Origin of the sequence: Sphaerisporangium sp. NBC_01403 (genome assembly GCF_045040145.1) — a bacterium.
Lineage (GTDB): Bacteria > Actinomycetota > Actinomycetes > Streptosporangiales > Streptosporangiaceae > Sphaerisporangium > Sphaerisporangium viridialbum.
Map to the genome: position 1 here is coordinate 1,527,481 of NZ_CP109534.1, position 25,415 is coordinate 1,552,895.

At 71.3% G+C, this 25,415-nt stretch carries 21 protein-coding genes; 9 read left to right on the forward strand and 12 right to left on the reverse strand.

Features of this window, described 5'->3' with window-relative positions:
• Positions 1 to 73 precede the first annotated feature (73 nt).
• Both OG589_RS06590 and OG589_RS06595 read left to right on the forward strand, forming a co-directional pair.
• Positions 74 to 979 carry a dihydrodipicolinate synthase family protein gene (locus tag OG589_RS06590; RefSeq protein ID WP_405147104.1) on the forward strand — a complete coding sequence of 302 codons (906 nt, stop codon included), beginning with the start codon at positions 74 to 76 and terminating at the stop codon, positions 977 to 979.
• Positions 976 to 1,779 (forward strand): ribonuclease activity regulator RraA, encoded by an 804-nt coding sequence (locus OG589_RS06595; RefSeq protein WP_405147106.1) that lies wholly within the window; start codon positions 976 to 978, stop codon positions 1,777 to 1,779. The genes OG589_RS06590 and OG589_RS06595 overlap by 4 nt, the downstream gene beginning before the upstream one ends.
• Before the next feature lie 64 nt (positions 1,780 to 1,843).
• Here the strand turns inward: OG589_RS06595 and OG589_RS06600 are convergent, their stop codons facing one another.
• Together OG589_RS06600 and OG589_RS06605 are read right to left on the reverse strand one after the other, a co-directional pair.
• Positions 1,844 to 2,524, reverse strand: a complete 681-nt coding sequence (locus OG589_RS06600) for a GntR family transcriptional regulator (RefSeq protein WP_405147107.1) — start codon at positions 2,522 to 2,524, stop codon at positions 1,844 to 1,846.
• Between the two features lie 93 nt (positions 2,525 to 2,617).
• On the reverse strand, positions 2,618 to 3,214 hold the full coding sequence (locus OG589_RS06605) for a TetR/AcrR family transcriptional regulator C-terminal ligand-binding domain-containing protein (protein ID WP_405147109.1): 597 nt from the start codon (positions 3,212 to 3,214) through the stop codon (positions 2,618 to 2,620).
• A gap of 91 nt (positions 3,215 to 3,305) precedes the next feature.
• On the opposite strand from OG589_RS06605, the gene OG589_RS06610 reads away from it, so the two are divergent.
• Both OG589_RS06610 and OG589_RS06615 read left to right on the forward strand, forming a co-directional pair.
• On the forward strand, positions 3,306 to 4,526 hold the full coding sequence (locus tag OG589_RS06610; RefSeq protein ID WP_405147111.1) for an alpha/beta hydrolase family protein: 1,221 nt from the start codon (positions 3,306 to 3,308) through the stop codon (positions 4,524 to 4,526).
• The gene (locus OG589_RS06615) at positions 4,523 to 5,203 is read left to right on the forward strand and encodes a VC0807 family protein (protein ID WP_405147112.1); all 681 of its coding nucleotides are present in this window, start codon (positions 4,523 to 4,525) and stop codon (positions 5,201 to 5,203) included. Before OG589_RS06610 ends, OG589_RS06615 begins: the two co-directional genes overlap by 4 nt.
• Before the next feature lie 79 nt (positions 5,204 to 5,282).
• Here the strand turns inward: OG589_RS06615 and araD are convergent, their stop codons facing one another.
• The gene (araD, locus tag OG589_RS06620; RefSeq protein ID WP_405147114.1) at positions 5,283 to 7,007 is read right to left on the reverse strand and encodes an L-arabinonate dehydratase; all 1,725 of its coding nucleotides are present in this window, start codon (positions 7,005 to 7,007) and stop codon (positions 5,283 to 5,285) included.
• A gap of 49 nt (positions 7,008 to 7,056) precedes the next feature.
• Positions 7,057 to 8,175 carry a hypothetical protein gene (locus OG589_RS06625; protein ID WP_405147116.1) on the reverse strand — a complete coding sequence of 373 codons (1,119 nt, stop codon included), beginning with the start codon at positions 8,173 to 8,175 and terminating at the stop codon, positions 7,057 to 7,059.
• A 268-nt stretch (positions 8,176 to 8,443) separates the two neighbouring features.
• On the opposite strand from OG589_RS06625, the gene OG589_RS06630 reads away from it, so the two are divergent.
• Both OG589_RS06630 and OG589_RS06635 read left to right on the forward strand, forming a co-directional pair.
• Positions 8,444 to 11,920 (forward strand): indolepyruvate ferredoxin oxidoreductase family protein, encoded by a 3,477-nt coding sequence (locus tag OG589_RS06630; RefSeq protein WP_405147118.1) that lies wholly within the window; start codon positions 8,444 to 8,446, stop codon positions 11,918 to 11,920.
• Positions 11,921 to 11,987: 67 nt separating this feature from the next.
• The gene (locus OG589_RS06635) at positions 11,988 to 13,454 is read left to right on the forward strand and encodes a glutamate--cysteine ligase (RefSeq protein WP_405147120.1); all 1,467 of its coding nucleotides are present in this window, start codon (positions 11,988 to 11,990) and stop codon (positions 13,452 to 13,454) included.
• A gap of 17 nt (positions 13,455 to 13,471) precedes the next feature.
• Here the strand turns inward: OG589_RS06635 and OG589_RS06640 are convergent, their stop codons facing one another.
• The 4 genes from OG589_RS06640 to OG589_RS06655 all read right to left on the reverse strand — a co-directional run bounded on the left by OG589_RS06640 (position 13,472) and on the right by OG589_RS06655 (position 17,491).
• On the reverse strand, positions 13,472 to 14,317 hold the full coding sequence (locus OG589_RS06640) for a sirohydrochlorin chelatase (RefSeq protein WP_405147121.1): 846 nt from the start codon (positions 14,315 to 14,317) through the stop codon (positions 13,472 to 13,474).
• A 276-nt stretch (positions 14,318 to 14,593) separates the two neighbouring features.
• Complete coding sequence (locus OG589_RS06645; protein ID WP_405147122.1) at positions 14,594 to 15,865, reverse strand: multidrug effflux MFS transporter; 1,272 nt, start codon at positions 15,863 to 15,865, stop codon at positions 14,594 to 14,596.
• Positions 15,866 to 16,009: 144 nt separating this feature from the next.
• A complete protein-coding gene (locus OG589_RS06650) occupies positions 16,010 to 16,834 on the reverse strand; it encodes an SAM-dependent methyltransferase (RefSeq protein WP_405147123.1) in 825 nt (274 codons plus the stop codon).
• Between the two features lie 96 nt (positions 16,835 to 16,930).
• Positions 16,931 to 17,491 carry an ATP-binding protein gene (locus tag OG589_RS06655; RefSeq protein ID WP_405147124.1) on the reverse strand — a complete coding sequence of 187 codons (561 nt, stop codon included), beginning with the start codon at positions 17,489 to 17,491 and terminating at the stop codon, positions 16,931 to 16,933.
• Between the two features lie 267 nt (positions 17,492 to 17,758).
• Between OG589_RS06655 and OG589_RS06660 the strand changes: the two genes are divergently transcribed.
• Positions 17,759 to 17,995, forward strand: a complete 237-nt coding sequence (locus OG589_RS06660) for a DUF397 domain-containing protein (RefSeq protein WP_405147126.1) — start codon at positions 17,759 to 17,761, stop codon at positions 17,993 to 17,995.
• Positions 17,996 to 18,135: 140 nt separating this feature from the next.
• Positions 18,136 to 19,041 (forward strand): helix-turn-helix domain-containing protein, encoded by a 906-nt coding sequence (locus OG589_RS06665; protein WP_405147127.1) that lies wholly within the window; start codon positions 18,136 to 18,138, stop codon positions 19,039 to 19,041.
• Positions 19,042 to 19,150: 109 nt separating this feature from the next.
• Here the strand turns inward: OG589_RS06665 and OG589_RS06670 are convergent, their stop codons facing one another.
• The 3 genes from OG589_RS06670 to OG589_RS06680 all read right to left on the reverse strand — a co-directional run bounded on the left by OG589_RS06670 (position 19,151) and on the right by OG589_RS06680 (position 22,881).
• Positions 19,151 to 20,668 carry a M1 family metallopeptidase gene (locus OG589_RS06670; protein WP_405147129.1) on the reverse strand — a complete coding sequence of 506 codons (1,518 nt, stop codon included), beginning with the start codon at positions 20,666 to 20,668 and terminating at the stop codon, positions 19,151 to 19,153.
• 294 nt (positions 20,669 to 20,962) lie between these two features.
• A complete protein-coding gene (locus tag OG589_RS06675; RefSeq protein ID WP_405147131.1) occupies positions 20,963 to 21,661 on the reverse strand; it encodes a response regulator in 699 nt (232 codons plus the stop codon).
• A complete protein-coding gene (locus OG589_RS06680) occupies positions 21,658 to 22,881 on the reverse strand; it encodes a sensor histidine kinase (protein WP_405147132.1) in 1,224 nt (407 codons plus the stop codon). The genes OG589_RS06675 and OG589_RS06680 overlap by 4 nt, the downstream gene beginning before the upstream one ends.
• Positions 22,882 to 23,151: 270 nt before the next feature.
• Between OG589_RS06680 and OG589_RS06685 the strand changes: the two genes are divergently transcribed.
• Complete coding sequence (locus tag OG589_RS06685; RefSeq protein WP_405147134.1) at positions 23,152 to 24,177, forward strand: serine hydrolase domain-containing protein; 1,026 nt, start codon at positions 23,152 to 23,154, stop codon at positions 24,175 to 24,177.
• Between the two features lie 236 nt (positions 24,178 to 24,413).
• Here the strand turns inward: OG589_RS06685 and OG589_RS06690 are convergent, their stop codons facing one another.
• Positions 24,414 to 25,373 (reverse strand): D-alanyl-D-alanine carboxypeptidase family protein, encoded by a 960-nt coding sequence (locus tag OG589_RS06690; protein WP_405147135.1) that lies wholly within the window; start codon positions 25,371 to 25,373, stop codon positions 24,414 to 24,416.
• Positions 25,374 to 25,415: the final 42 nt, after the last annotated feature.

The following is a 25,415-nucleotide window of genomic DNA, read 5'->3' on the forward strand; positions in this document are numbered from 1 at the left end:
ACATCGCTCCCCAGGTGCCGATGGTGTACTGATATACCAAGGTTCGGCAGCCGCCCACGAAGGGGAGATCTCGATGGTGGATGACGTCAGGCAGGCGCTCGCGTCGGTGGTGACCGTGCCGGTGACGCCGTTCGACGGGCTCGGGCAGGTCGACGGGCCGGCGTACGCCGCGCTGGTGGCCCGCATGGTCGCGGCGGGCGTCGGCGCGGTCACGCCCAACGGCAACACCGGCGAGTTCTACTCGCTGTCCCTGGCCGAGTTGGACCGCGTGGTGGCGCTGACCGTGGAGTCGGCGGGCGGGGCGGCGGTCATCGCGGGCGTCGGGCACGACACGGCGACGGCCGTCCGGCTCGCCACCGAGGCGGCGCGCCTCGGGGCGCACGGCGTCATGGTGCACCAGCCCGTGCATCCCTACCAGTCGCAGGAGGGGTGGGCCGGCTACCAGCGGGCCGTCGCCGAGGCGGTGCCCGGGCTCGGGGTCGTCTGCTACGTCCGCTCCCCGCTGATCACCGCCAGGGCGTTGCGGGACCTCGTGAGCGCGTGCCCCAACGTGGTTGGCGTGAAGTACGCGGTGCCCGACCCGGTGCGGTTCGCCGAGCTGGCGGCCGAGGTGCCCGAGGTGGCGTGGGTGTGCGGGCTGGCCGAGAGCTGGGCGCCGTTCTACTGGCCGGGCGGGGCGCGCGGGTTCACCTCCGGCCTGGCCGTCATCGTCCCCGAGCTGTCGCTCGACCTGCTCGGACGCCTCCGGGCGGGCGACCTCGGCGGGGCGATGGAGCTCTGGCGTCTGCTCAAGCCCATCGAGGACCTGCGGGCCCGGCACGGCAACGCCAACAACGTGTCGGTGCTCAAGGAGGCGCTGGCCCAGCTCGGCCTGTGCGGCAGGGACGTACGACCACCCATCTCGCCGCTCCCGGACTCCGAGCGCGACGAGGTCACGGCCGTCCTGCGCTCCCTGCGGCTCCCGGTCGGTGCGGCATGACCGAGCCCACCGGGCGAGACCGCCGGGCCGAGACGCCTCGCGAATCAGGACAGGTCACTTCCGGGCACGCCGAGACGCCCGGGGAGGTCGGGGCGGAGGTGTTCGCCGCGCTGCGGAAGGTGTCGACGGCGACCGTGACCACGCAGCTGTTCGCCCGCGGGCTGCGCAACACCTTCCTGGCGGGGCTGCGCCCGCTCAACCCGGCGCACACCCGGATGGTGGGGGAGGCGTTCACGCTGCGCCACATCCCCGCCCGCGAGGACCTTGACGTGCTGTCGGTGTTCAAGGACTACGACCACCCGCAGCGGCTCGCGGTCGAGTCGGTCGGCCCGGGGCAGGTGCTCGTCATGGACTGCCGGGGCCAGACCCGGGCGGCGTCGATCGGCGGCATCCTCGCGACCCGCCTGCTGCGGCGCGGCGCGGCCGGGCTGGTCACCGACGGGGCAGTACGCGACTCGCCGTTCTTCGCCGGCCTGGAGCTGCCGGCCTTCGCCGCCGGGGTCTGCGCGACCACCAACCTCGCGCGCCACCACGCCGTCGACCTGCAGGTGCCCATCGGCTGCGCCGAGGTGCCCGTCTACCCCGGCGACGTCATCGTGGCGGACGCCGAGGGCGTGGTCTGCGTGCCCCGCCACCTGGCGGCGGAGGTGGCGCGCGACGCCCTGGAGCAGGAACGGCTGGAGGACTTCATCCAGGCGCAGGTGGAAGCCGGGGCACCGCTGCGCGGCACCTACCCTCCCGACGAGGAGACCCTCCGCCGCTACCGCTCCACCCTCCCCGGCGGGGACGCCACGCGCTGACCCCGGGCACGGCACCCGCCGGCCACGTCCGCCCGGGCTTTGGGGTGGGGCGGCGGGTTGGCCGCTAGCTCCGCTCGCCCGGGTCGCGGGACAGGTGGGCGACCGAGCGTTCGATGTGCGCCCTGGTAAGGCGTTCGGCCAGGAGGGCGTCGCCCGAGGTCACGGCGGCGAGGATGTTCTCGTGCTCGGCGAACTCCTCCCGCCAGGTCGGCCAGTGGCGCCACAGCACGGTGACCGTGCCGACGGCGGTGAGGTCCTGGAGGTTGTCCAGCTGCGCGGTGACCAGCTCGTTGCCGCAGCCGGAGTAGAGCGCGCGGTGGAAGCGGCGGTTGGCCAGGCTGAGGGAGGTCGGGTCGTCTCCCGACAGCAGCTCGCGCGCCTCCTCCAGCGCCTCCCGCGCGTCCCTTACGGTCGCCGGGCGGGACGGCCGCGTGGAGCGTGCCACCGCCCAGGGTTCGAGGAGCAGGCGGAGCTCCTGGGCCTTGCGCAGGTCGGCGGCGCCCAGCACCCGTACGCTGACCCCGCGGTTCGGGCTGATCGCGACGAGCCCGGTGGCGGCGAGCCCGATGAGGGCCTCCCGCACCGGGGTCTTGGACACGCCGAGCTGTTCGGCGAGCCGGCGCTCCACCAGCGTCTCGCCGGGTTTGATCCGGCCGGACAGGATGGCCGTCCGGATCGAGTCGGCGACGAGATCGGTGCGCGTGGTCGACCTCGCGACCGGCCGCAGGACCGAATCCTCTGACATGTTGTACACCGGTATATCGTCGCGCACCTTCACTCCGAGGCCTACCCGATCCCCGCCCGTGGGCGAGAGAGCGTGGGGATCCAACCATGTGATCTACATTGTAAAGGTGTCAGCTCTTGATCCGCTGAGGGCGAGCAGCCTGTCCACCAGTGTCCGGGCGTGGTGGGCGTTGGTCGGCCGTTCGAAGAACATCGCGTGGAAGTACAGCGGCGCGAGGATGACCTCCAGCAGCTCCAGCAACGTGGGGGGGTTCTCCCCGCGATCCCTGGCGCGGTCGAGCATCGTCTGGAGCTGTGTGCCTCGCTCCAGAAGATAGACATGCTTGGAAGGCTCTCCCTCCGGGCGCGCGCCCACCAGGGCGGCACGGAGGAAGACGGGACCGAGGGGGCCGGCCACGTCCTCGGCCACCTGGACCGCGTAGGCCTCCAGGTCCCCACGGAGCGTCCCGGTGTCGGGAACCGGGGACGAGCGCGTGAGCTGCTCGGTCACCACGTCGTCGACCAACGCGCCCAACGTGCCCCAGCGCCGGTAGATCGTGGCCTGGTGGACGCCGGATCGCTCCGCCACCTGCGCGATGCTCAGATCGTCCCAGTCCGCCTCGTGGAGCAGGTCGAGGACGGCCTCGCATACGGCCGTGCGGACGCGGGCGTTACGCCCCCCGGGCCGGCGTACGGGTTCCTGTGTTGCCATGGCCGACATCTTAACGCGAATAGTCTTGCTTTAAGCGCGTCGCCGCGCTAGCTTCCCCTTGAAGCGAATAATTTCGTATTAAGGGGCGGGCGTGGATGCGCTGATCTTTGAGAAGGACGTCACGTTCTGGTACGAGACACTGCGCTCGCTCGGCCACATCGCCTACGGCGGCGCGGACTTCGGTGAAGTGATCACCACCGCACAGCGGATCACCGAAGGTGATTACGACAGCTGGCACAAGGAGTGGCGGGCCACGGCCGAGCGCGTCGCCGGCGAAGCTCGGCGGAGCCTGGCGGCCGGCCACGAGGTCAGCGCGCGTGACGGGTTGCTGCGGGCGTCCACCTACTACCGCTCTGCCGAGTTCTTCCTGCACGGCGACCCGTCCGACCCGCGCGTCGACCAGTCCTACGCGCTCGGCGTGGAGTCGTTTCGCGCGGCGGCCCGGCTGTCGGACATCAGGATCGAACCGGTGCTGATCCCGTACGCGCACACCGCTCTCAACGGCTACCTCTACCGGGCCGGCGACAGCCGTACACCCCGGCCCACCATCGTGATGCACAACGGCTTCGACGGCAGCGCCGAGGAAATGCACTTCTTCGGCGCGGCGGCGTTCGCCGAACGCGGCTACCACGTCCTCACCTTCGACGGTCCCGGGCAGCCTGGGCCGATGCACCGCGAAGGGCTGGTGTTCCGGCCGGACTGGGAGAAGGTGGTCGGCCCGGTGCTCGACTACCTGCTCGCGCTGCCCGAGGTCGATCCTGAGCGGGTCGCGCTGCTGGGCGCCAGCATGGGAGGACTGCTGGCGCCACGCGCCGCCGCCTTCGAACCGCGGATCAGCGCGCTCATCGCCTTCGACGGCGTCTACGACATGGGGGCGATCGTCGCGGGCCACTTCGGCGAGGACCGCGATCAGGCGCGCGCCGTGCTGGGCGCCGAGTCCACGTCCGAGGTCGATGAGATCATTCAAGGCCTCATGGCGAACGACCCCGTCATGCGGTGGGCCTTCACCCACGGCATGTGGGTCACCGGCGCCCGGTCACCGCGCGGGTACGCGGCCAAGATGCTCGACTATCACCTTCGTGACGGCATCGCCGAGCGGATCAGGTGCCCCACCCTGGTCTGCTCGGCCCCCGGCGACTTCGCCTTCCAAGGCCAGCCCGAGGCGCTCCACGATCACCTGACCTGCCCGAGAACCTTCCTCGAGTTCACCGCCGAGGAGGGTGCCGACGCCCATTGCCAATCAGGCGCCCAGCGACTGGCCATGGCCCGCATCAGTGACTGGCTCGACGAGACCTTCAGGAGTGAGAAATGAGCCGTTCAGGTAACAACCAGATCGTTTCGGTCGTGCTGTGGGACGTGGTGCCGGTGATCGGCACCTACTATGTGTGCCGCGCGCTGAGCGTGAGCGAGTACGCCGCCATGCTGACGGCGGCGAGCGTCGGATTCCTGCGGGTCGCCTACGTCGCCGTCCGGCAGCGTCGCTTCGATGGATTCGCCGCCTTCATGGGCGTCGTCTTCGGCGTGGGAATGATCCTCTCCTTGCTGACGGGAGACGCGAAGTTCCTCCTGGCCATCAAGTCCGTCACCACCGCGGTCGCGGGCCTGATCTTCCTGGGTTCCTGCGTTGCCCGTCGTCCCGTGGCCTTCGCCGTGGCGAAGCGCTTCGGTGCCGAAGACGCGGACACCGCGCGGCGCTGGGACGTCCTGTACGCGGCGGCGCCGATGTTCCGCCGGACCTACTTGGTGATGACCCTCGTCTGGGGAGTCGCGCTTCTGGTCGAGTCGGCCGTCCGCCTCCCCCTGGTCTACTGGTTGCCGACCGATGTCATGGCCGGGCTGTCGTCGATCCTCCTGGTGGCGACCATCGGCCTGCTAGGAGCATGGAGCGCCTGGTACGGCAAGCGCGGCGAAGAGGCGGCGAAGAAGGCCTCCAGTTCGGAGGCCGGCTCCCGGGACGCGGTTCCCGCCAGGGCACTGTCCGACGACTGATCCTCGACCCGACGTGGTGGTCCGCTCCGACGGCGGCACCCTGCTCCCGGGCCTCGTTCGCCGTGGCGCGCTCGGGGTCTCACTCCGTGTCGGGCTCGGGGGCGCCTCCGCTGCCGGTGAGGAAGTCGAAGTCGCAGCCCTCGTCCGCCTGCGTGATGTGGGCGTCGTAGAGCGTGCCGTACCCGCGCCGGAAGACGGTCTCGGGGGGCTGCCAGGCCGCGCGGCGCCGTGCCAGCTCCTCCTCGGGGACGTCGAGGGACAGGCGCCGGGCCTCGACGTCCAGGGTGATCGGGTCCCCGTCCCGTACGAGGGCGAGCGGCCCGCCGACGTGGGACTCCGGGGCGACGTGCAGCACGCAGGCGCCGTAGCTGGTGCCGCTCATGCGGGCGTCGGAGATGCGCAGCATGTCGCGCACCCCCGTCTTGAGCAGCCTGTCGGGGATGGGGAGCATGCCGTGCTCGGGCATCCCTGGGCCGCCGCGCGGTCCCGCGCCCCGCAGCACGAGCACCGAGTCGGCCGTGATCGGCAGGCTCTCGTCATTGATGCGCCGCATCAGGTCGCGGTGCCCGTCGAACACCACCGCCGGCCCGGTGTGCTTGAGCAGCCGAGGGTCGGCGGCGACGTGCTTGATGACCGCGCCGTCCGGGGCGAGGTTGCCGCGCAGGACGGCGAGGCCGCCCTCGGCGGACAACGGGTTGCCGCGCGTCCGGATGACCTTGTCGTCGAACACCTCGGCCCCCTCCAGCGCCTCGCCGAGGCTGCGCCCGGTCACGGTCGGCCGGTCGAGGTGGAGCAGGTCCGCGATCCGGCTCAGCAGGCCGGGCAGGCCGCCCGCCAGGTAGAAGTCCTCCATGACGTACGTGCCGCTCGGCCGCAGGTCGGCGAGCACGGGAACGCGCAGCGAGGCCGCGTCGAAGTGGTCGAGCGTGAGCTCGACGCCGCTGCGGCGGGCCATGGCGACGAGGTGGATGACGGCGTTGGTCGACCCGCCGAGGGCCAGCACGGCGGTGACGGCGTCCGCGTACGCCTCGGCGTTGAGGATCGCGGACGGGCGCAGGTCCTCCCACGCCATCTCGACGACGAGCCTGCCGGTGGCGGCGGCCATCCGGTTGTGGGCGGAGGCCACCGCGGGGATGGAGGCGGCGCCGGGCAGCGTCATGCCGAGCACCTCGGCGACCGAGGTCATGGTGGAGGCGGTGCCCATCGTCATGCAGTGGCCGGGGGAGCGGGCGATGCCCTCCTCGACCCCGCTCATCTCGGCGTCGTCGACGAGGCCCGCCTGCTTGTCGGCCCAGTAGCGCCACATGTCGCTGCCGCTGCCGAGGACCTCGCCGCGCCAGTTGCCGGGGATCATCGGCCCCGCCGGCACGAAGATCGCGGGGAGGTCCATGCTGATGGCGCCCATGAGCAGGGCCGGGGTGGTCTTGTCGCACCCGCCCATGAGCACCGCGGCGTCCACGGGGTAGGACCGCAGGACCTCCTCGGTCTCCATGGCGAGCAGGTTGCGGTAGAGCATGGTCGTCGGCTTCTGGAAGGTCTCCGACAGCGACATCACGGGCAGTTCCACCGGGTAGCCGCCCGCCTGCCACACCCCGCGCTTGACATCCTGCGCCCGCTCGCGCAGGTGGATGTGGCAGGGGTTGAGCTCGCTCCAGGTGTTCAGGATGCCGATGACGGGCCGGCCCAGGTGCTCCTCGGCGGACAGGCCGAGCTGGCGCGTGCGGGCACGGTGACTGAAGGACCGCAGGCTCTCGGTGCCGTACCACCGGTGACTTCTCAACTGCTCAGGGGTCAGACGCTGCATTGGTCACCTCATATCCTGATATATCACGATATCGGGAGTGACCCTGGTATCAGAGGGCGGCGGCGCGGGTGGCGTCGGCCAGGAGGCCGTGGCGCGACGGCCCCGCGAGGCCGGCGTGGTAGAGGTGGATCTCCTGTGCCCCGGCCTCGACCAGCCGCCGGACGTGCGCGGTGGTCTCCTCGGGCCGTACCGGGGGGAGCACGGTCACGTAGGCGCCGACCGCGACCTCCTCGGGGAGCAGCCGGTGCGCGAGCCGCACCCTGTCGGGGGACTCCGGCCCGGTGGGCCAGCACTGCACCACGACGGTGTCGACCTCCTTGCCCGCGTGCGGGGTGAGCCCGGGGTTGGCGCCGGTGGCCCAGGGGTCGGGGCTGGCGTGCAGGCTGACCCGGAGCCCGGGAAGCGCCTCGACGACCTGGTGGCGCAGCTCGTCCGCCGCCTCGTGGCGCACGGCGAGGAGCGTGGCCGCCATGCCCGGGTCGAGGTCGTGCTCGTGGGAGCGCACGGCGGCGCGCAGATCGCGCACCGTCCGCGCGGTGTCGACGCCGCGCGCGGCCCAGCTCGCCTGGCAGGCCGAGCAGCAGCAGACCGACAGCATGCGCCGGGCCCGCGCGTCGTAGGCGCCCTCCGTCTTGTCGTGGTGGCCGCCGTGGTCGGCCCCGAGCTGGCCGCAGGCCTCCAGGAGCACCCCGGCGAGCGGCAGGTCGCGTACGGCCTCGGCGGCCAGCGTGGCGGCGTAGTCGCGCACCTCGGCGTGCGAGGGGCACAGCGCCCAGGGATAGGGCTGCCCGAAGCAGTTGACCACGCTGAGGTCGGGACGCGCCTCGCCGAGGAGGGAGTTGTGCGTGAGCACGATCCAGGCCGTCACCGGCACCCCGGCGTCGGTGAGGACGCGCGTGGCCGTGCCGAAGGAGTCGGGATCGTCCATCCAGCCGGGCGCGACGGGCACGAGGCGCCTGCCCGCCCAGGCCTCCTCGCGGACGGGCCGGTACAGCGCGGAGTGCCTCGCGTCGAGATAGGCACGTTCAGGATGCCAGGGAGTCGCGGCCCTGACCGTGTGGTAGCCGGCGGCGAGGTTCACCCCGTCGCAGCCGAGCGCCTGGACCCGTCCGGTGAACAGCGGATCGCCGATCACGTCCCACGGGTAGGCGTGCACGAGCACGCGCATTGCCACCGCCTCCCCACGAGGGGCCCTCACCCAACAAATGGCGTTGTCCAGGCATATCGATTCGGCCGGACGGAGTCAATGGCTGCGAGTGATCGCGTTCGGAAGCCATCCGGTCCGTACGGGCGCCGGGGGGGCGATCCCGGTCGCCGCCCGTCTGGCCTGTCAAGGGTCCTCGGCTCCAAGAAGCGCGTACGTTTCTGTCGATCACCCGATTCGCCTCCGGCCCGATCAGGAGGATGGTAGGTGTAGCCGATTCGAGGAGGCGCACGTGGATTTCCGGCTCGAGGACCGGTACGGCCGTCAGGAAGGCCGTGTCCACCTGACCGGCATCCAGGCACTGGTGAGGCTCCCGCTCGACCAGCGCCGCCGCGACCGGGAGGCGGGGCTGCGCACTGCCGGGTTCGTGTCCGGCTACCAGGGCTCCCCGCTGGGCGGCTACGACCTGGAGCTCGGGCGCAACCGCGCGCTGCTGGACGAGCACGACGTCGTCCACCGGCCGGGCCTCAACGAGGAGCTGGCCGCCACCTCGGTCGCGGGCACCCAGCTCGCCGCGACCCTCTCGGGGTTCCGCCACGACGGGGTCTTCGGCATCTGGTACGGCAAGGCCCCCGGCCTCGACCGGGCGACCGACGCCATCAGGCACGCCAACCTGGCGGGCACCCACCGCCACGGCGGGGTGCTCGCGCTCGTCGGGGACGACCCGGTGTCGAAGTCCTCGACCGTGGCCTCCGCCTCCGAGGCGGCGCTGGCCGACCTGCTGCTGCCGGTCCTCTACCCGGCGGATCCCGCCGACATCCTCGACCTCGGCCTGCACGGGTTCGCCCTGTCCCGGCACAGCGGCCTGTGGGCCGCGATGAAGATCGTGACGAACGTGGCCGACGGGGCGGCGACCGTGGACCTTCCCTCCGCGCGGCCGATGCCGGTGCTGCCGGACGTGGAGCTCGACGGCCGGCCGTACCGCCACGTGCCGACCGCGCGCATGCTGAACCCCGTGCCGCTGGAGCTGGAGCGCTCGGTGCACCACGCCCGGCTGGAGGTCGCCCGCGCGTACGGCCACGACAACGGCCTCAACCGCGTCACGGCCGGTCGGCCGGGCGACACGATCGGGCTGGTGGCCGCCGGGAAGACCTACCTCGACCTGCGGCAGGCGCTCGCGATCCTCGGCCTTGGGGACGACGAGCTGGCGCGCCGGGGCATCCGCCTGCTGCGGCTCGGCATGCCCTGGCCCCTCGACGGCCGCACGGTCAGGGAGTTCGCCGCGGGGCTCCGCGAGATCGTGGTGGTCGAGGAGAAGCGCGCGTTCGTCGAGCAGCAGATCAAGGAGACGCTGTACGCGGCGCCCGACCGTCCCGCCGTCCTCGGCAAGTCGGACGAGGACGGCCGCGCGCTGTTCCCCGTGGGCGGCGAGCTCGGGCCCGACCTGATCGCCCGCAGGCTGGCCCGGCGCCTCGGCGTCGAGCCGCCGCCGCGTGCCCGCAGGGAGTCCATCCAGCTCCTGCCCGTCATGCCCCGCACGCCGTACTTCTGCTCGGGGTGCCCGCACAACCGCTCCACCAAGGTGCCCGAGGGCACGCTGGTGGGCGCCGGCATCGGCTGTCACACCATGGTCGTCTTCATGGACGAGTCGCAGGCCGGGGAGGTCAGCGGGATCACCCAGATGGGCGGCGAGGGCGCCCAGTGGATCGGCATGGAGCCCTTCCTCGACCGCGACCACATCGTGCAGAACATCGGCGACGGCACCTTCCTGCACTCCGGCAGCCTCGCCGTGCGGGCGGCGGTGGCGGCGGGCAGCCGCATCACCTTCAAGCTGCTCTACAACTCGGCGGTCGCCATGACCGGTGGCCAGCGCGCCGTCGGCGGCATGGCCGTGCCCGAGATCACCCGCCTGCTCGCCGCCGAGGGCGTACGGAAGATCATCATCACCACCGAGGACCCTGCGCGCTACCGGGGCGTGCGGCTCGCGCCCGGCGCCGAGGTCTGGCACCGCGACCTGCTGGTACGGGCGCAGGAGACGCTCGCGGGGGTCGACGGCGTCACCGTGCTCGTGCACGACCAGGAGTGCGCGGCCGAGAAGCGCCGCAAGCGGCGGCGCGGGCAGGCGGTGGCGCCCGCGACGCGGGTGGTCGTCAACGAGGGGGTCTGCGAGGGCTGCGGCGACTGCGGGTCCAAGTCCAACTGCCTGTCGGTGCAGCCGGTGGACACCGAGTTCGGCCGCAAGACCCGCATCCACCAGGCGAGCTGCAACGTCGACTACTCCTGCCTGGACGGCGACTGCCCGTCCTTCCTCACCGTCACCCCGGCGGCGGACGCCGCGACCCGCGGCGGGAGCGCCGGCTCGCGCGGCGCGCGACCGTGGGAGGCGCAGGAGGAGGCGCCCGAGCCCGAGCCGCGGGTGCCGGCCGACCGGTTCGCCATGCGGATCACCGGGGTCGGCGGCACGGGCGTGGTCACGCTCGCCCAGATCATCGCGGTCGCCGCGACGCTGGACGGCAAGCACGTCAGGAGCCTGGACCAGACGGGCCTGGCGCAGAAGGGCGGCGCGGTCGTCTCCGACGTGAAGATCACCACCGAGCCCGCCGAGGAGTCCAACAAGATCGCTGACGGCGCCTGCGACCTGTACCTCGGCGCCGACCTGCTCGTCGCGGCCGACGCCGCCAACCTCGCGGTGGCGTCGCCCCGGCGGACGGTGGCGGTGCTCTCCACGGCCGAGATCCCGACCGGCCGCATGGTCGCCGATCCTGGCCTGGCGTTCCCCGAGGCCGGGGGAGTGGTGTCCCGCGTGGTGTCGGCGTCCCGGGGCGAGGCCGCCGTGGTGATGGACGCGCACGAGCTCGCCGGGCGGCTGCTCGGCGACGACCAGTACGTCAACCTGGTCCTCCTCGGCGCCGCCTACCAGGCCGGGGCGCTGCCCGTCTCCGCCGCCTCGCTGGAGCGGGCGATCGAGCTAAACGGCGTGGCCGTGGCGGCCAACGTACGGGCCTTCCGGCTCGGCAGGCACGTCGTCCACAGCCCCGGAGACGCCGGCCTGCCGGCCGCTCCGCCCGCCGAGGGCGTCGCCGCGCCGGTGATGCCCGGTAGCGAGGCGGAGGCGCTGATCGACCTGGTCAAGGCCGAGCCGGGAAGCGAGCTCGAACGGCTCGTCACCGTGCGGGTGCCCGAGCTGATCGCCTATCAGGACGCCCGTTACGCGGAGCGGTACGCCCAGCTCGTCGGGCGGGTGCGGGAGGCGGAGGCGGCGGTGACCGGGGACACCGCGCTGGCCGAGGCCGTGGCGCGCCACCTGCACAAACTGATGGCCTACAAGGACGAGTACGAGGTCGCGCGGCTCTGCCTGGACCCGGCGGTCCTGGCCGGCGTCGAAGAGCGGTTCGGCGCCGGGGCGAAGGTGCGCTGGCGCCTGCACCCGCCGCTGCTGCGGGCGATGGGCATGCGCCGCAAGATCTCCCTGGGGCCGTGGTTCCGCCCGGTCTTCCGCCTGCTGTACGCCATGCGCCGCCTCCGGGGCACCCCCTTGGATCCCTTCGGCCACGCGCATGTCCGTAAAGTCGAGAGAGGGCTGATCGAGGAGTACGCCGCCCTGGTGGAGGAGTGCGCCGCCGGGCTCAGCGCCGAGACGCACGGCCTCGCGGTCGAGCTGGCCGGCCTGCCCGACCTCGTCCGGGGATACGAGCAGGTGAAGCTCGCGGGCGTCGAGCGCTACCACGAGCGGCTCGCCGAGCTCCGGGGGCCACGCGAGTCGAGGTAGGAGGCATGAAACGGGTTCACCGGGAGAGGGAGGGGGAGACCGGCACCAGCACGTGTGGGGGATGCGAATGGGACAGCAAGTGGCCAAGGAGCGGTTCTCCGAGGCGGAGTACGGGCGTTTCGGGGAGCGCCTGAAGGACTCCCTCCTGTCGCTGCGCGAGCTGCTCGGCAGGCCCGGGTTCGGCGCCGGGCCCGCGACCATCGGCGCCGAGCTGGAGCTCTTCCTGATCGACGCGGACGGCCGCCCGCTGCGCCGCAACAAGGAGGTGCGCGCCGCGGCGGGGGACGACCGGGTGGTCCTGGAGCTGGGCAGCTTCAACCTGGAGGTCAACCTCACCCCCCTGCCGCTGGCCGGACGGCCCTTCACGGCCCTCGCGGCCGAGGCGCGCGACCTGATGCTCGTGGTCGACAAGGCGGCCCGCTCGCAGGGCGGCAGAGTGGTGCCCATCGGCATCCTGCCCACGCTCACCGTGTTCGACTTCACCCGCGACGCCCTGAGCGACGAGACCCGCTACCGGGCGCTCAGCCGGGGGATGCGGCGGGTGCGCGCCGAGCCGTTCCGGGTCCAGATCCACGGTGTCGAGCGCCTGGAGCTGGAGGTCGAGGACGTCATCCTGGAGAGCGCCAACACCTCCTGGCAGGTCCACCTGCGCACGCCCCCGGCCGACTTCGCGCGCGTTTACAACGCCGCCCAGCTCGCCATCGGGCCGGTGCTCGCGGTCAGCGGCAACTCCCCGTCCTTCCTCGGCCGCGACCTGTGGGAGGAGACCCGCATCGCGCTGTTCGAGGCCTCGGCCGACGACCGCGACATGGAGCGCCCGTGGCGGGTGGACGGCCGCGTGTGCTTCGGCTCCGGCTGGGTGGAGAACGGCGCGGAGGAGCTGTTCGAGCTGAGCGTCCGCGAGTACGAGCCGGTCATGCCCGTGATGGACGACGAGGACCCGCTCGCGGCCGTACGTGCCGGCGGGGTGCCCCGGCTCGCGGAGCTGCGGCTCCACCAGGGCACGGTGTGGCAGTGGAACCGCCCCGTGTACGACCCGGCGGGGGGCGGGCACCTGCGGGTCGAGCTGCGCGCCCTGCCGGCCGGGCCCACCTGCGTCGACATGGCGGCCAACGCGGCGTTCCTGCTGGGCCTGGTGGCGGCGACGGCGGCCGGTCCCGAGTGGACCGAGGGGTTCCCCTTCGCCGACGCCTACCGCAACTTCTACCGCGCCGCCCGCAACGGGCTGGACGCCACGCTGGCCTGGCCGGGACGTGCGGAGCCCGCCCCGGCCGCGGAGCTGATCCTCGAACTGCTGCCGGTGGCGGAGGAGGGCCTGGCGGCGGCCGGGGTGGACGGGCCGGAGGCGTCCAGGCTGCTCTCGATCATCCGCGAGCGGGTGCTGCTGCGCCGTACCGGCGCGGTCTGGCAGCGCGAGGCGCTGGCGGCGCTGGGAGAGGAGCCGGGCGCCCGGGCGGCCATGCTGGCGCGCTACCGCGACCTGGCCTTCACCGACCAGCCGGTGCACACCTGGCCCGGCCCGCTCCGCTTCTGAAGGAGGGGCCGGTCGCTCTACTGGTGCTCGGGGTCGTCGCCGGTGAGGGAGCTGCCGTAGCTGAGCGCGACGAGCTGGGCCACGGCGCTGTGGGCGCCGAGAGGCTCCGAGCACCCCGCGCCCACCGACTCGGCCGCCGCGGTGATCTTCTGGAGGTCGATCTCGGGGCCGATGAGGAACGGGGCCAGGGCAAGACGTGAGGCGCCGATGTTGCGCAGCCGCTGGGCGGCGTCCCCGACGCCGGGGGAGGCGTCCAGCGAGGCCGCCACCACGGGGAGCGTGAGCCGCGCGGCCAGCAGGACGACCGTCGCGTCCGCGGCGCGCACGGCCTCCTGGCCGCCGACCGTGGCGACGATGATCCCGTCGACCGGGGCGGCGATGTTGAACAGGCGCATGCGGTCGGCGCGGGCGAGGCCGTTCTCGGAGAGCTTGACGTGCAGGGCCTCGGCGAGCAGCGGGTGGGGGCCGAGCGGGTCGGCGATGGTCGTCAGGACGTCGCTGTCGGCCACGGCCTCCCGGATGGCCCGGTAGACCTGCTGGTGCGGCCCGGTCACGAGGGGCACCACGATGGCCGCCGGCGACTCCTTCGGCCGGTCGATGGCGCACTCGGTGAGCGTCTCGGCGAGGCTGGTCTTGCTGTCGCCGAGGTGGATCAGGCGCACGTCGAGCTGGGGATGCTCGACGCCGACAATGGTCTTGATGGCCGCGGGGACGTCGCCGGCGGTGCCCGGCGCGGCCAGCACGAGCGCGGGCGCGTCCGGAGGCAACTGCGCGGGCACCGGCCGCCGGTGCCGGCCGGAGCTGGTCCGGAACGAGCGTTCGCGGACCGGAAGCTCCTGTGGAGCGTGATGACCATCGTTCACATCGGCGGATTTTACGGGGTATGGGGCAAAAGTTAAGTCTGATTCGCCGCGACGCGCGGACGGAGACCGATCTTTCTCCCGGAAGATCGCTGACATATTGGGGCTCGATCGTCCGCACGGTACCAACGGTCCGTAATCATTCGAGATCATGATGGGGGTCGCGGGTCTGCCCTGCGTGTCAGTGGTGTGCCGTACCGCTGACACCGATGCCGTGCGGCGTCCGTAAAGTTTTTTTCGCCCCCGGCCCCGGCGAGGCCGCTCATCCCGGTTCGGGCGTCAGCGGCGTTGGTCGCAGGACCTCACGCGTTCGGCGTCCGTCCGCTCGCCCGGCGTCAGTTCCAGCGCGTTGCGGGTGAGCGCCAGCACCAGCAGGGCCAGCACCGCGCAGACGTCCATCGCCAGGGCCATGGGAACGGCGCTGCGGTCGCCGCGCAGCCCGGCCAGCGGGGCCACCAGCGCGCCGAACGCGAACTGCGCGGTCGCCAGCAGGGCCGAGGCGGTCACGGCGGCGTGGGGAGCGCGCCCGATCGCGAGGGCGCCGGCGTTGCCCAGCACCAGCCCGAGCGAGGAGACGGCGACGAGCAGCAGCGGAAGGCCCGTCACGTCCGACAGCAGGCCGGTCACGGCCAGCACGCACAGCGCGGCGGCGGCCACGAACAGGATGGCCAGCCCGGTCTGCAGCAGCCGGTGCGGGGAGAAGCGGTACACCAGCCTGGCGTTGACGGTGCTGACGAGCATCAGGCCCAGCGCGTTGAGGGCGAACGCGAGCGAGAAGGTGGCCGTCGTCAGGCCGAGGAGGTTCTCAAGGACGAAGGGCGACGCGGCGACGTACGCCATCAGGGCCCCGAACGCGAGCGTGAACGCCAGGGCGTACCCGAGGAAGGGCCCGTCGAGCAGCAGGCCGCGGACCACCCGGGCCGTCGCGTCGACGTCCGCGGCGCGGCGCCGGTGCGCGGGCACCGTCTCGGGGACGGCGACCAGGGCGGCGAGGAACATCAGCAGCGACAGCAGGGCCAGCGCCGCGAACACCCCGCGCCAGCCCGCGGTGCCGGCCAGGATGCCCCCGGCGAGCGGGGCGACGACGGGCGCGACGCCCAGGACCGCCATGAGGACGCCGAAGACCCGCGCGGCGTCCCTGCCCCGGGCGGTGTCCGAGATGACGGCGCGCCCGATCACGATGGCGGCCGACCCCGAGAGCCCCTGGACGAACCGGGCGGCGATCAGCACCCCGATGGTGGGGGCCAGGGCGCACACGGCCCCGGCCGCCGTGCACAGGGCCAGGCAGACCAGCAGGGGCCCGCGCCGGCCGAAGTGGTCCGACAGCAGCCCGATCGAGAACTGGCCCAGCGCCAGCCCGAGTAGGAACGCGCTGATGGTCAGCTGCACGCCCACCGCGGAGGCGCGCAGGTCGCGCGCGATGGGAGGGAAGCCGGGCAGGTACATGTACAGGGCGAACGGCTGGAACGCCGACAGCAGGCCGAGCACGGCGACCAGCGCGGGCGCGGGGCCCGTCGCTCTTGGTGTGCCGGGGGTGGCGGTAGCGGACATGAGGACTCCATCGAGGCGATAGGACCGGCGCCACCGGCTCGCCGGCTCGGAGTCTTCGCGGTGTCCGGGGCTACGTCGAGGCCATCTTTCGCAAGGCTACGCCTCTGACCTGGGGAGACACCGGCCGGGCATGACGGGCCCGTCTCAGGGGGCCTTGCGCCCGATGCCGCCGACGGACCAGACCGCCTCGGGGTCGCCGGGCTGGTCTCCGGGGTCGGGCCGCCACGCCGGGATGTAGACGACACCCGGCTCGACCAGCGAGAGGCCCTCGAAGAGCCGCTCGACCTCGGCCTTGGTGCGGAGCTGTTCGCGACGCGGGCCGGAGACCACCCCGTCGTCCTGATAGAGGGCGGCGAGCTTCGCGGTGGTCTCGGGCCGGGGGTCGGAGACGCTGTGGGCGATGACGATGTGGCTGCCCGGGACGACGGCGTCGCGGAACCGCCCGACGATGCGGGCCACCAGCTCGTCCTCGGGGACGATGACCAGCGTGAAGAGCAGCAGGATCGCGACCGGCTCGTCCAGGTCGATCAGGCTCTTCAGCCGGGGATGGCCGAGGATCTGATCAGGGTCGCGCATGTCGGCCTCGATGACCGCCGTGCGCTCGTCGTCCTCCAGCAGGGCCTGGGAGTGGACGACGACCACCGGGTCGTTGTCGACGTAGGCCACGCGCGAGCCGGGGGCCGCCGCCTGGGCGACCTCGTGGACGCTGCCCTGCGTCGGCAGGCCGCAGCCGATGTCGACGAACTGCCGGATGCCGGCGCCGGCGAGGTAGCGCACGGCCCGGTCGAGGAACCGCCGGCCCTCGCGGCACATGATGGGGAGCTCGGGCGCGAGCTCGAGCGCCCGCCGCGCGGCCTCCCGGTCGGCGGCGAAGTTGTCCTTGCCGCCCACGAAGTAGTCGTACATGCGGGCTTCGTTGGGGATGGACGGATCGAAGCCGAGTCGTTCGAGCTTCGAGAACGCCGTCATGATCCCCCCTGTTCTGCCGAATGCCGATGTTAGCGCCGGTTCGGGGGACGATATCCGTCTTTTCCGAAAAGCGGGTGACGTAGGCGGCAGGGGGTGCTATTCCAGCAGAGGAGGGCTAGTAACGACCTCCAGGTGCCGCACGGGGTGGGTCTGACTCCCGGGGAGGGTGAAACCGGCCCACACGGCCTTGCCGGGGGAGCCCAGCGGGGCCCACCCCCACTGGTGGCTGATGCCCGCGACGACCTGCAGCCCGCGCCCGCCCTCGGAGACGAAGTCGAGGTCGCGTGGCGTGGGGAACTCGTCGCTCGGATCGGTGACCACGCAGATCAGGGACCGCTCGGTGAGGGCGAGGATGATCCGTACGGGTCGTCCTGAGTACACGGCGGCGCGGCTGCTCAGCCCGTGCCTCAGCGCGTTGATCACCAGCTCGCCGATGACGAGCTCGGCGTCGTCCAGGAGCTCGTCCAGTTCCCAGGCGCGCAGCGTGCTGGTCGTGAACTTGCGTGCGGTGCGTGCCGCGTAGGGGTCGTGCCTCAGCTCGCAGAGCGCGAGCTGCAGCCGTTCGGGGTTCTCCTCGCCGCCGACCGCCCACGGGCCCGACGAGGAAAGGACGTGGTCGAGCGAGGCGAGCCAGTCTTCCCAGCTGTCGTTTCCCACCTGCGTGGGTTTAGTCCGTTGTGTCCCGTACCCAGTCATAGGCGAGCCCTGTGAGGTTAGGTCGATCCCAGCATGGAGTTGTAGCTAGTTGGACATATTGCTCCCTTTCGGTGTGCAGGTGCAAGTACCGATGCACGTGCAAACGCACAGAGGTATGCTGTCGCTTGAGGGTGGAAGCACCCATCTGGGTGTCCTCGTTCCGGTGAAAGACCTGAGATGACGGATGTCAGGGTTCGTCGGGTTTTCGGGGATATGTGAAGAGGCGAGATGGACGAGATCTCCAACGGCATGGCCGCGTCCGCGATCGAGGGGGCGCGCTGGCGCAAGAGCGCCTACAGCAACCCGAGCGGCAACTGCGTCGAGGTGACCCCGCTGCCGGACGGTGGAGTCGCCGTCCGGAACTCACGGCATCCAGGGGGCCCGGCACTTATTTACAGCCAGGCGGAAATGGCCGCGTTCATCCTGGGCGCCAAGAACGGCGACTTCGATGACCTGGCCTTTTGACCCAAATCTCAGCTACGGAGGGTTCAAAATCGTAGCCTAAGGGTGATGTTGGGGTATATCCGGATTAGAGCGCCGAGGGTATCGTGAACTTCTCTGTGACCGCGAGAAGTGAGACGACACCGCTGTTCTAAGGAATGGACATGATCACTGCCCGAGCCGAAGGGGACGAGACCCCGCTCAACATGATGGCTCGGGAGCGAGGCAGCTCGACGGTCCTGCGCATCCTGCTCGGATCACAGCTGCGCCGCCTCCGTGAGAACCGCGGCATCACCCTCGAAGCCGCCGGGCACTCCATCCGGGCCTCCCACTCCAAGATCAGCCGTATGGAGCTCGGCCGGGTCAGCTTCCGCGCGCGCGACGTCGCCGACCTGCTGACGCTCTACGGGGTCACCGAGGAGAGCGACCGCGAGGGCATGCTGTCCCTGGTCGCGCAGGCCAACCGCCCCGGCTGGTGGCACAACTACGACGACGTCCTGCCGAACTGGTTCGAGGCGTACGTCGGCCTGGAAGAGGCCGCCACCCGCATCCGGAGCTACGAGGTCCAGTTCATCCCCGGCCTGCTCCAGACCGAGGAGTACGCCCGCGCGGTCGTCCTGCTCGGCCACCCGGACGGGACAGAGGAGGAGATCCAGCGGCGGGTCGACCTGCGGATGGCCCGGCAGAAGCTGCTCGGCAGGCCCAGCGCGCCGCACCTGTGGGCCGTGATCGACGAGGCGGTGCTGCGGCGCCCCCTCGGCGGTGTCGAGGTCATGCGCGGCCAGATCAGGCACCTCATGGACGTCATCGCGTCCCCCAACGTCACCGTGCAGGTCATGCCGTTCAGCGCGGGCGGCCACGCCGCCGCCGGCGGGCCGTTCAGCATCCTGCGGTTCTCCGAGCGCGACCTGCCCGACGTGGTCTACCTGGAGCAACTCACCAGCGCGATCTACCTCGACAAGCGCGACGACCTCGACCGCTACCAGGCCGTCATGGAGCGCCTGTGCATCGACGCCGTCCCGGTGTCCGACACCAAGCGCGCCCTCACCCGCATCCTCGACGAGCTCTGATCGCACCGGGGGCCCGACGCGACGGGCCGCCGTCGCGTCCGGGCCGGGTCGGCGAAGATTCAAAGGTCGGATCGCCACGCTGTACCGTACGGCCGGCCGTTCGCGCACTTCACTGGTTGGGCTTCCAGTCCGGGTGGCCCGGCATCGGCGGGGTCTTGGCGTCATAGATCCAGCTGTTGATGTATCCGGTCAGATCCTTGCCGCTCACCCGGTTCGCGACGTTGATGTAGTCCTGGGTGGAGGCCGAACGGCCGCTGAACTCGTTGAAGAAGGTCTTCTCGATCTTTCGGAAGGTGTCCTCGCCGACGATCTCCCGCAAGCCGAACAGCATCAGCAAGCCTGCCGTGTTCGTGCCGACCAGCACGTCCCGCGCGTGCATCATCTTCCCCGGGGGGCCCGACTCGACCCGCTTGTCACCGTCGAACATATAGCGGGCGCGCAGACCGCGATCGGGGTCGTCGAGGTCGCGATAGCCCATCTCCACGGCATAAAGAAGCTGGTAGAACTCGGCGTGGCCCTCGCTGATCCACATCTGGTTCCAGTCGCGCACTGAAACGGCGTCACCGAAGTACTGATGGGCCAGCTCGTGCATCATGGTGATCGCGTCGTTCTGCATGTCCTCCTTGGTCACGCGGCCTTTCAGGTCGGTGCCGGTGAGGCTTTCGACGGCGTAGGTGGAGATGGTCGCGGCCTCGAGTGCGACACCGTTGTAGTCTCCGGGCACTCCGAGCACGCCGTAGGTCTCGAAAGGATAGGGGCCGAGCTGCTTCTCCAGCCAGGCCATCTGGTCGGGTATGCCGCTGACGAGCTTGCGTGTCTTGGTGGCCTGGCCGGTGGCGACGTAACTGCGCAGCGGCAGATCTCGGGGCCCCTTGTCCTTGATCAGCGTGAACCGGCCGACGGCCGCCTGTACGACGTGGGTCGGGATGGGGTCGCGAGTGGAGAACGTGTAGGTGACGCGGCCCGCCTTCTCCTTAACTGAGCGGAGCGTGCCGTTCGCGACCGCCTGGAGACCTTTGGGGGTGGTGATGCGGAAGGTGAGCTTCGCCTTGTCGCTGGGGTGGTCGTTGCTGGGGAAGTACAGGTGGGCTCGGTCCGGCTGGCCCATGACCGCGAAACCGTCCTTCTTCTCGACCCAGGCCGTGCGGTGCGGCTCTTCGTCCTTGGGAAAGGCGGGGGACTGCGGGTTGGCGCCGCGGTCCACCCGGAAGGAGACGTCCACCTGGAACGGCCGTCCCTTGGGCAGGATCTGCTCCGGTGTGATCAGCAGCTTCTCACCGGCAACGCGGAAGCCGGCCGGATGCCCTGCCACGGCGACCTTCGTGATCTTTTCCATCCCCGCGTCCAGGCTGAAAGCGGACAAGGCCTGTGTCGCGGTGGCCGTGATCTTCACCGAACCGTCCATCTTCGTGGTGCCGCTCCGGTAGTCGTAGCGCACGTCGTACGAGCCGACGTCATAGCCGCCGTTACCCAGGTAGGCGAAGAGCGGGTCCTTGGCGGTCTGCGCACCGGGCTTGGCGGCCCCGGACGGCGCGGCCGCCGCGGTCGAGCCGCATCCGGTCGCCGCCGCCAGAATCATGGTCATCGACAGTGCGGCCAGCGCACCGGGCGTTCGAGGAGGGAACATGACCGCCATCCTGTGCGACCCGGGTATCCACACCGTCGAAGCCGCGTATCCGCCGGCACTCGGCCGTGTATCAGGTGTGCATCACGGGTCCGGACGGACCGGCGTCCCCTTCGCCCTGGAGCAGTCGGCCGAGGCCGGGCGCGCAGGCAGGATCTCTCGCCGGTCAGCAGATCAGACGGTCTTGGAGTCGCGGTGGAGCAGTTCGCCGCCGGCAAGTTCAAGGATCTGGCCTCGGGGTCTGGAGTGGCGAACTCCGGCAGCACGTCGACCACCGGCCCGTCACACACTCCCCGCTCATCTCGTGACCGGCCGATCCTTGTCGCTCGGAGGAAAGCTGCGGCTGGCGCGGACCAGGCCGGACTCGTAGGCGTACACCACCGCTTGCACCCGGTCGCGCAGCCCCAGCTTGGCCAGGACACGGCTGACATGCGTCTTGACGGTGCCCTCCGTCACGTAGATGCGCGCGGCGATCTCCGCGTTGGACAGGCCGCGGGCGACGAGCGCCAGCACCTCGCGCTCGCGTTCGGTCAGTGCCTCCAGTGCCGTGGCCGCAGTCGGGTGCGCGGGGCCGGTCCCGACGTACCGTTCGAGCAACCGGTGGGTCACGCGCGGCGCCACCACCGCGTCGCCGCGCACGACCACTCGGACGGCCGAGAGCAGGTCGGCGGCGCGCGTGTCCTTGAGCAGGAACCCGCTCGCCCCCGCCCGAAGCGACGCATAGACGTACTCGTCGAGATCGAAGGTGGTCAGCACCAGCACCTTGGTCTGGCCGGTGTCGCCGCCGCGGATGCGGCGGGTCGCCTCCACGCCGTCCACGTCGGGCATCCTGATGTCCATCAGCACCACGTCAGGCCGCAGCTCCAGGGCCATCGCCGCCGCCTCGGCGCCGTCGGCCGCCTCACCGATGACTCGCATGTCGGGAGCGTTCTCCAGGATCATGCGGAAGCCGGTGCGGACGAGGGCCTGGTCGTCGGCGAGCAGGACGCGGATCATGCGTCGTGTCCCGCGATGGGCAGGCTGGCCCGCACCACGAACCCTCCCCCGCTTCCCGGCCCGGCGCTGAGTCGGCCGCCGAGCATCTCGACCCGTCGACGCATGCCGCGCAGCCCGTTGCCGCTGCCCTCGCCCCCCGGCGCGGGCCGGCCGTCGTCAGTGACCTCCACGCCGACCTCGGTGTCGCGGTAGGAGACGACCACGTCGGCGGTGGCGCCGCTGCCCGCGTGCTTCATGACGTTGGTCAGCGCCTCCTGTACGACACGGTAGGCCGAGAGGTCCACGGCCGACGGCAGCTGCGCGGGGCCGCCCTCGACGCGGTATCGCACCGGCGTGCCCGCCTCGCGCACCTGGGCGAGCAGGCCGGGCAGCCGGGCGAGGCCGGGCTGGGGATGCCAGGCGTCCTCCACCTCTCCCAGAGCGTCGAGCACCCTGCGCATGTCGGTGAGGGAGTCGCGGCCGGTCTTGACGATCGCCCGCAGCGCGCCGCGGGTGTCGTCGGGCCGGGTGTCCAGCGCGGCCTCGGCCCCCTGCGCCTGGATCACGATCACCGAAAGACCGTGCGCCACCACGTCGTGCACCTCGCGGCTGATCCGCCCGCGCTCCGCGGCCACCGCGAGCTCCGCCCGCTGGTCCCGTTCGCGTTCCAGGTGCCTGGTCCGCGCGTGGAGCTGGTCCAGGTAGGCGCGGCGGTTGCGCGTACCGTACCCGAGCGCCCAGGCGACGAGCAGGCCGAGGGCGATGACGATCACACCGGTCCACACGCCCGACCCGTCGTCGCGGCCGACGTCCCAGGTCGCGCTCGCCGTACCGGGGCGACTGCCCAGGCGCAGCATCATCCTCGGTGTCCCGCTGAGCGCGTCGGCCAGGCTCTGTCCGGTCACGAACAGCAGCAGCACGGCCAGCGCCGAGAGCGACACCACCCGCCGGCAGCCGGCCGCGACCGTGTAGAGCAGAATCGGCAGGGCCAGGTCCACGGCGGTGGGCGGGACGGCGACAGCCAGATGTGCGGCGGCGGCCAGCGTGCAGACCACGAGCATCGGCAGCGGCAGCCGGCGACGCAGCGCCGCGCCGGCCAGGGCGGCGGCCGTGGCGGCCCACCACGCCCAGACCACGCCAGGCCGACCGGACGCCGCCACCAGAGTGACCGGATCGTTCACCACGAAACAGACCGCGAGCAGCCCGAACGCCAAACCGGCATCCGCGACCTGACCCCTCATGAGCACACGATTCTACGCATCTCCCGAATCGGTGCCGTCTGTCTCACGACAGACCGGCCATGCGACCTGAGACAGACGCGGGTGGAGCCCGCCCGCCCCCAGAATGCCCGCATGACTCGACAAGATCTCCCGCTGGGCCGCCGGTCCATGCTCGGACTGATGGGCGCCGTACCGGTGGTGGCCGTGGCCCCGCGCTCCGCATCGGCATCGGCATCGGCATCGGCGCCTTCGCCTGCCGCGCTGCGGCCGGGTGGAGAATACGACCGTTTTGTGGCAGATCTGGCCGCCCATGACCAGTTCTCTGGCACTGTCCTGCTGGTGAACGGCAACCGCACGGTGCTGTCCCGGTCGTACGGCATGGCGGACAAGCAGAAAGAGATCCGCAACGGCCCCGACACCATCTACGGGCTCGGCTCGATCACCAAGATGTTCACCGCCGTCTCGATCATGCAGCTCGTCCAGCGGGGCAAGGTGGAGCTCACCGAGAAACTGGGCGCCTACCTCGACGGCTTCCCCGCCGACGTGGCCGGCAAGGTCACGGTCCACCAGCTCCTGACCCACACCTCCGGCCTGGGCGACTACATGCAGATCAAGGGCTTCTTCACCGAAGTCCCCACGTGGACCGGCGTCCAGCAGTTCATGGACGGCACGCTCGCGTACGTGCGCAAGGACACGCTGAGTTTCGCTCCCGGCAGCGCCTACCAGTACAGCAACTCCGGGTACCACATCCTCGGCACGATCGTGGAGAAGGTCTCCGGTCAGTCCTACTTCGACTACGTGCGCGACCGCGTCTTCGCCGCCGCGGACATGACCCGCTCCGGCTTCTACACCATGCCGCAGTGGAAAAGCGACAAGCGCATCGCCCACCCGTACGCCACTCAGACGTCGGGACACCGGGTCGAAGCGTTCGACCAGCATGGGTTCATCGGCACACCCGCCGGCGACGCCTTCGCCAGCGCGCCGGATCTGGTCCGCTTCGCCAAGGCACTCCAGGGCCGCGAACTGCTCGACTCCGTCCACACGGAGTTGCTCGTCAGCCCGAAGTTTCCCGTGCCGCCCTTGCCTCCGCGCCCCGGCGCCGCCCCCCTCCCGCCGAGGTTCGCGACGTACGGACCAGGCTGGACCCTCGTCGGCGACCGCTTTGCCTCCGGCCACAGCGGCGCCTCTCCCGGCGTGGCGACCAACGTGGAGTGGTACCCGCCCACCGGCTGGGTCGCGGTGAAGCTCAGCAACTACGACTTCCAGACCAGCATTGGCGTCGACACCCTGGCACGCAAGCTCATCATGCGGCAGTAGACCCTGACCCGCATGCTCTCGACAAGGGGGTTGAGCAGGCCAGGAGTCGGCGGTAGCTCGGCGGGCCGTTCCGCTGTTGAGGCCCCTCCGCGACGTTCCACGTCGAGACCATGACGGCCGCCTACGGCATGCTCCAGCTCATCGTCCTGCTCACCCAGACCGGGCCGTACGAGCTCTGATCGCACCGGTTCCTTAGTCTCCCTGAGGCCGCCCGGCGGGCTGACCGGCCAGGCGCCTCACCGGGAGGCCAGCTCCTTCCGCACAGCGGTGATCAGCCTGTCGCCGGCGTCCAGCGCGGCGTACTTGCCCGCCGTCGGGTTGGTGCCCGGGCTCTGGGCCAGGACGACGCCGAGCACCAGGCGCGTCCTGCCGTCCATCTCGGCCTTGACGGCCCACATCAGGTTGCCGCCCGCCGCGGTGCCCGACCCGGTCTTGACGCCGATCACACCGGGCCTGTCCAGCAGGGTGTTGGTGTTGCGGAGCACGCTCGGGTCGCCCGGCACCGTCGTCTCGGTCATGGCGACGACCTGGCGGAACACCTCGTCCTTCATCACCTGCCGGGCCAGCTTCAACTGGTCGACCGCCGTGCTGACCGTGGAATCCTCGTTGCCGCTGGCGCCGGTGTAGACGGTGTCGGCCATGCCGAGGCCGGCCGCGGCGGCGTTCATCTTCGCGACGAAGGCCTCCTGCGATCCGGCGTCCCAGCGGGCCAGCAGCCGGGCGACGTTGTTGCCGGACGGGATCAACATCAGCTCCAGCGACCGGCGCAGCGACAGCCTCTGCCCTTCCCGTACGGGCGCGGTGGACTCCCGCCCGGACAGCGACTCGGTGGCGGCGGTCCTGTCGACCTCGATGAGCGGACCCGCCTCGCCGTCCTTGAGCGGATGATCCCTGAGGATCACATGGGCCGTCATCACCTTGGTCACGCTGGCGATCGGCACCGGCCTCATCTGGCCGCTCGTGCCGAGGCCGCCCACGCCGACCACCTCGATGCCGGCCTGCCCTTCGCTCGGCCACGGCAGTGACAGGTCGATGACAGGCCGGGGAGGTGCGGCCCGGACGTCACTGCGGGCCGAGCCGACGCAGCCGGACACGCCGGTGACCATCAGGGCGAGGGCGCAGGCCCACAGCACGGAGCGGACGACGTCATGACGGGCGGAACACATGGCGGGGACCTCCACGAGCGGTCGGTTCACGCCTCGATCGGGCGCTTACCGGCCACTTTCGGCCGCGGAGGT

What these genes read in the sequence shown, in the direction of transcription:
- OG589_RS06660 (WP_405147126.1), top strand. Translation starts at nt 17,759, where the DNA reads ATGGACGAGATCTCCAACGGCATGGCCGCGTCCGCGATCGAGGGGGCG.
- OG589_RS06590 (WP_405147104.1), top strand. Translation starts at nt 74, where the DNA reads ATGGTGGATGACGTCAGGCAGGCGCTCGCGTCGGTGGTGACCGTGCCG.
- OG589_RS06615 (WP_405147112.1), top strand. Translation starts at nt 4,523, where the DNA reads ATGAGCCGTTCAGGTAACAACCAGATCGTTTCGGTCGTGCTGTGGGAC.
- OG589_RS06675 (WP_405147131.1), bottom strand. Translation starts at nt 21,661, where the DNA reads ATGATCCGCGTCCTGCTCGCCGACGACCAGGCCCTCGTCCGCACCGGC.
- OG589_RS06625 (WP_405147116.1), bottom strand. Translation starts at nt 8,175, where the DNA reads ATGCGCGTGCTCGTGCACGCCTACCCGTGGGACGTGATCGGCGATCCG.
- OG589_RS06595 (WP_405147106.1), top strand. Translation starts at nt 976, where the DNA reads ATGACCGAGCCCACCGGGCGAGACCGCCGGGCCGAGACGCCTCGCGAA.
- OG589_RS06650 (WP_405147123.1), bottom strand. Translation starts at nt 16,834, where the DNA reads ATGACGGCGTTCTCGAAGCTCGAACGACTCGGCTTCGATCCGTCCATC.
- OG589_RS06670 (WP_405147129.1), bottom strand. Translation starts at nt 20,668, where the DNA reads ATGTTCCCTCCTCGAACGCCCGGTGCGCTGGCCGCACTGTCGATGACC.
- araD (WP_405147114.1), bottom strand. Translation starts at nt 7,007, where the DNA reads ATGCAGCGTCTGACCCCTGAGCAGTTGAGAAGTCACCGGTGGTACGGC.
- OG589_RS06605 (WP_405147109.1), bottom strand. Translation starts at nt 3,214, where the DNA reads ATGGCAACACAGGAACCCGTACGCCGGCCCGGGGGGCGTAACGCCCGC.
- OG589_RS06645 (WP_405147122.1), bottom strand. Translation starts at nt 15,865, where the DNA reads ATGTCCGCTACCGCCACCCCCGGCACACCAAGAGCGACGGGCCCCGCG.
- OG589_RS06600 (WP_405147107.1), bottom strand. Translation starts at nt 2,524, where the DNA reads ATGTCAGAGGATTCGGTCCTGCGGCCGGTCGCGAGGTCGACCACGCGC.
- OG589_RS06635 (WP_405147120.1), top strand. Translation starts at nt 11,988, where the DNA reads ATGGGACAGCAAGTGGCCAAGGAGCGGTTCTCCGAGGCGGAGTACGGG.
- OG589_RS06665 (WP_405147127.1), top strand. Translation starts at nt 18,136, where the DNA reads ATGATCACTGCCCGAGCCGAAGGGGACGAGACCCCGCTCAACATGATG.
- OG589_RS06680 (WP_405147132.1), bottom strand. Translation starts at nt 22,881, where the DNA reads ATGAGGGGTCAGGTCGCGGATGCCGGTTTGGCGTTCGGGCTGCTCGCG.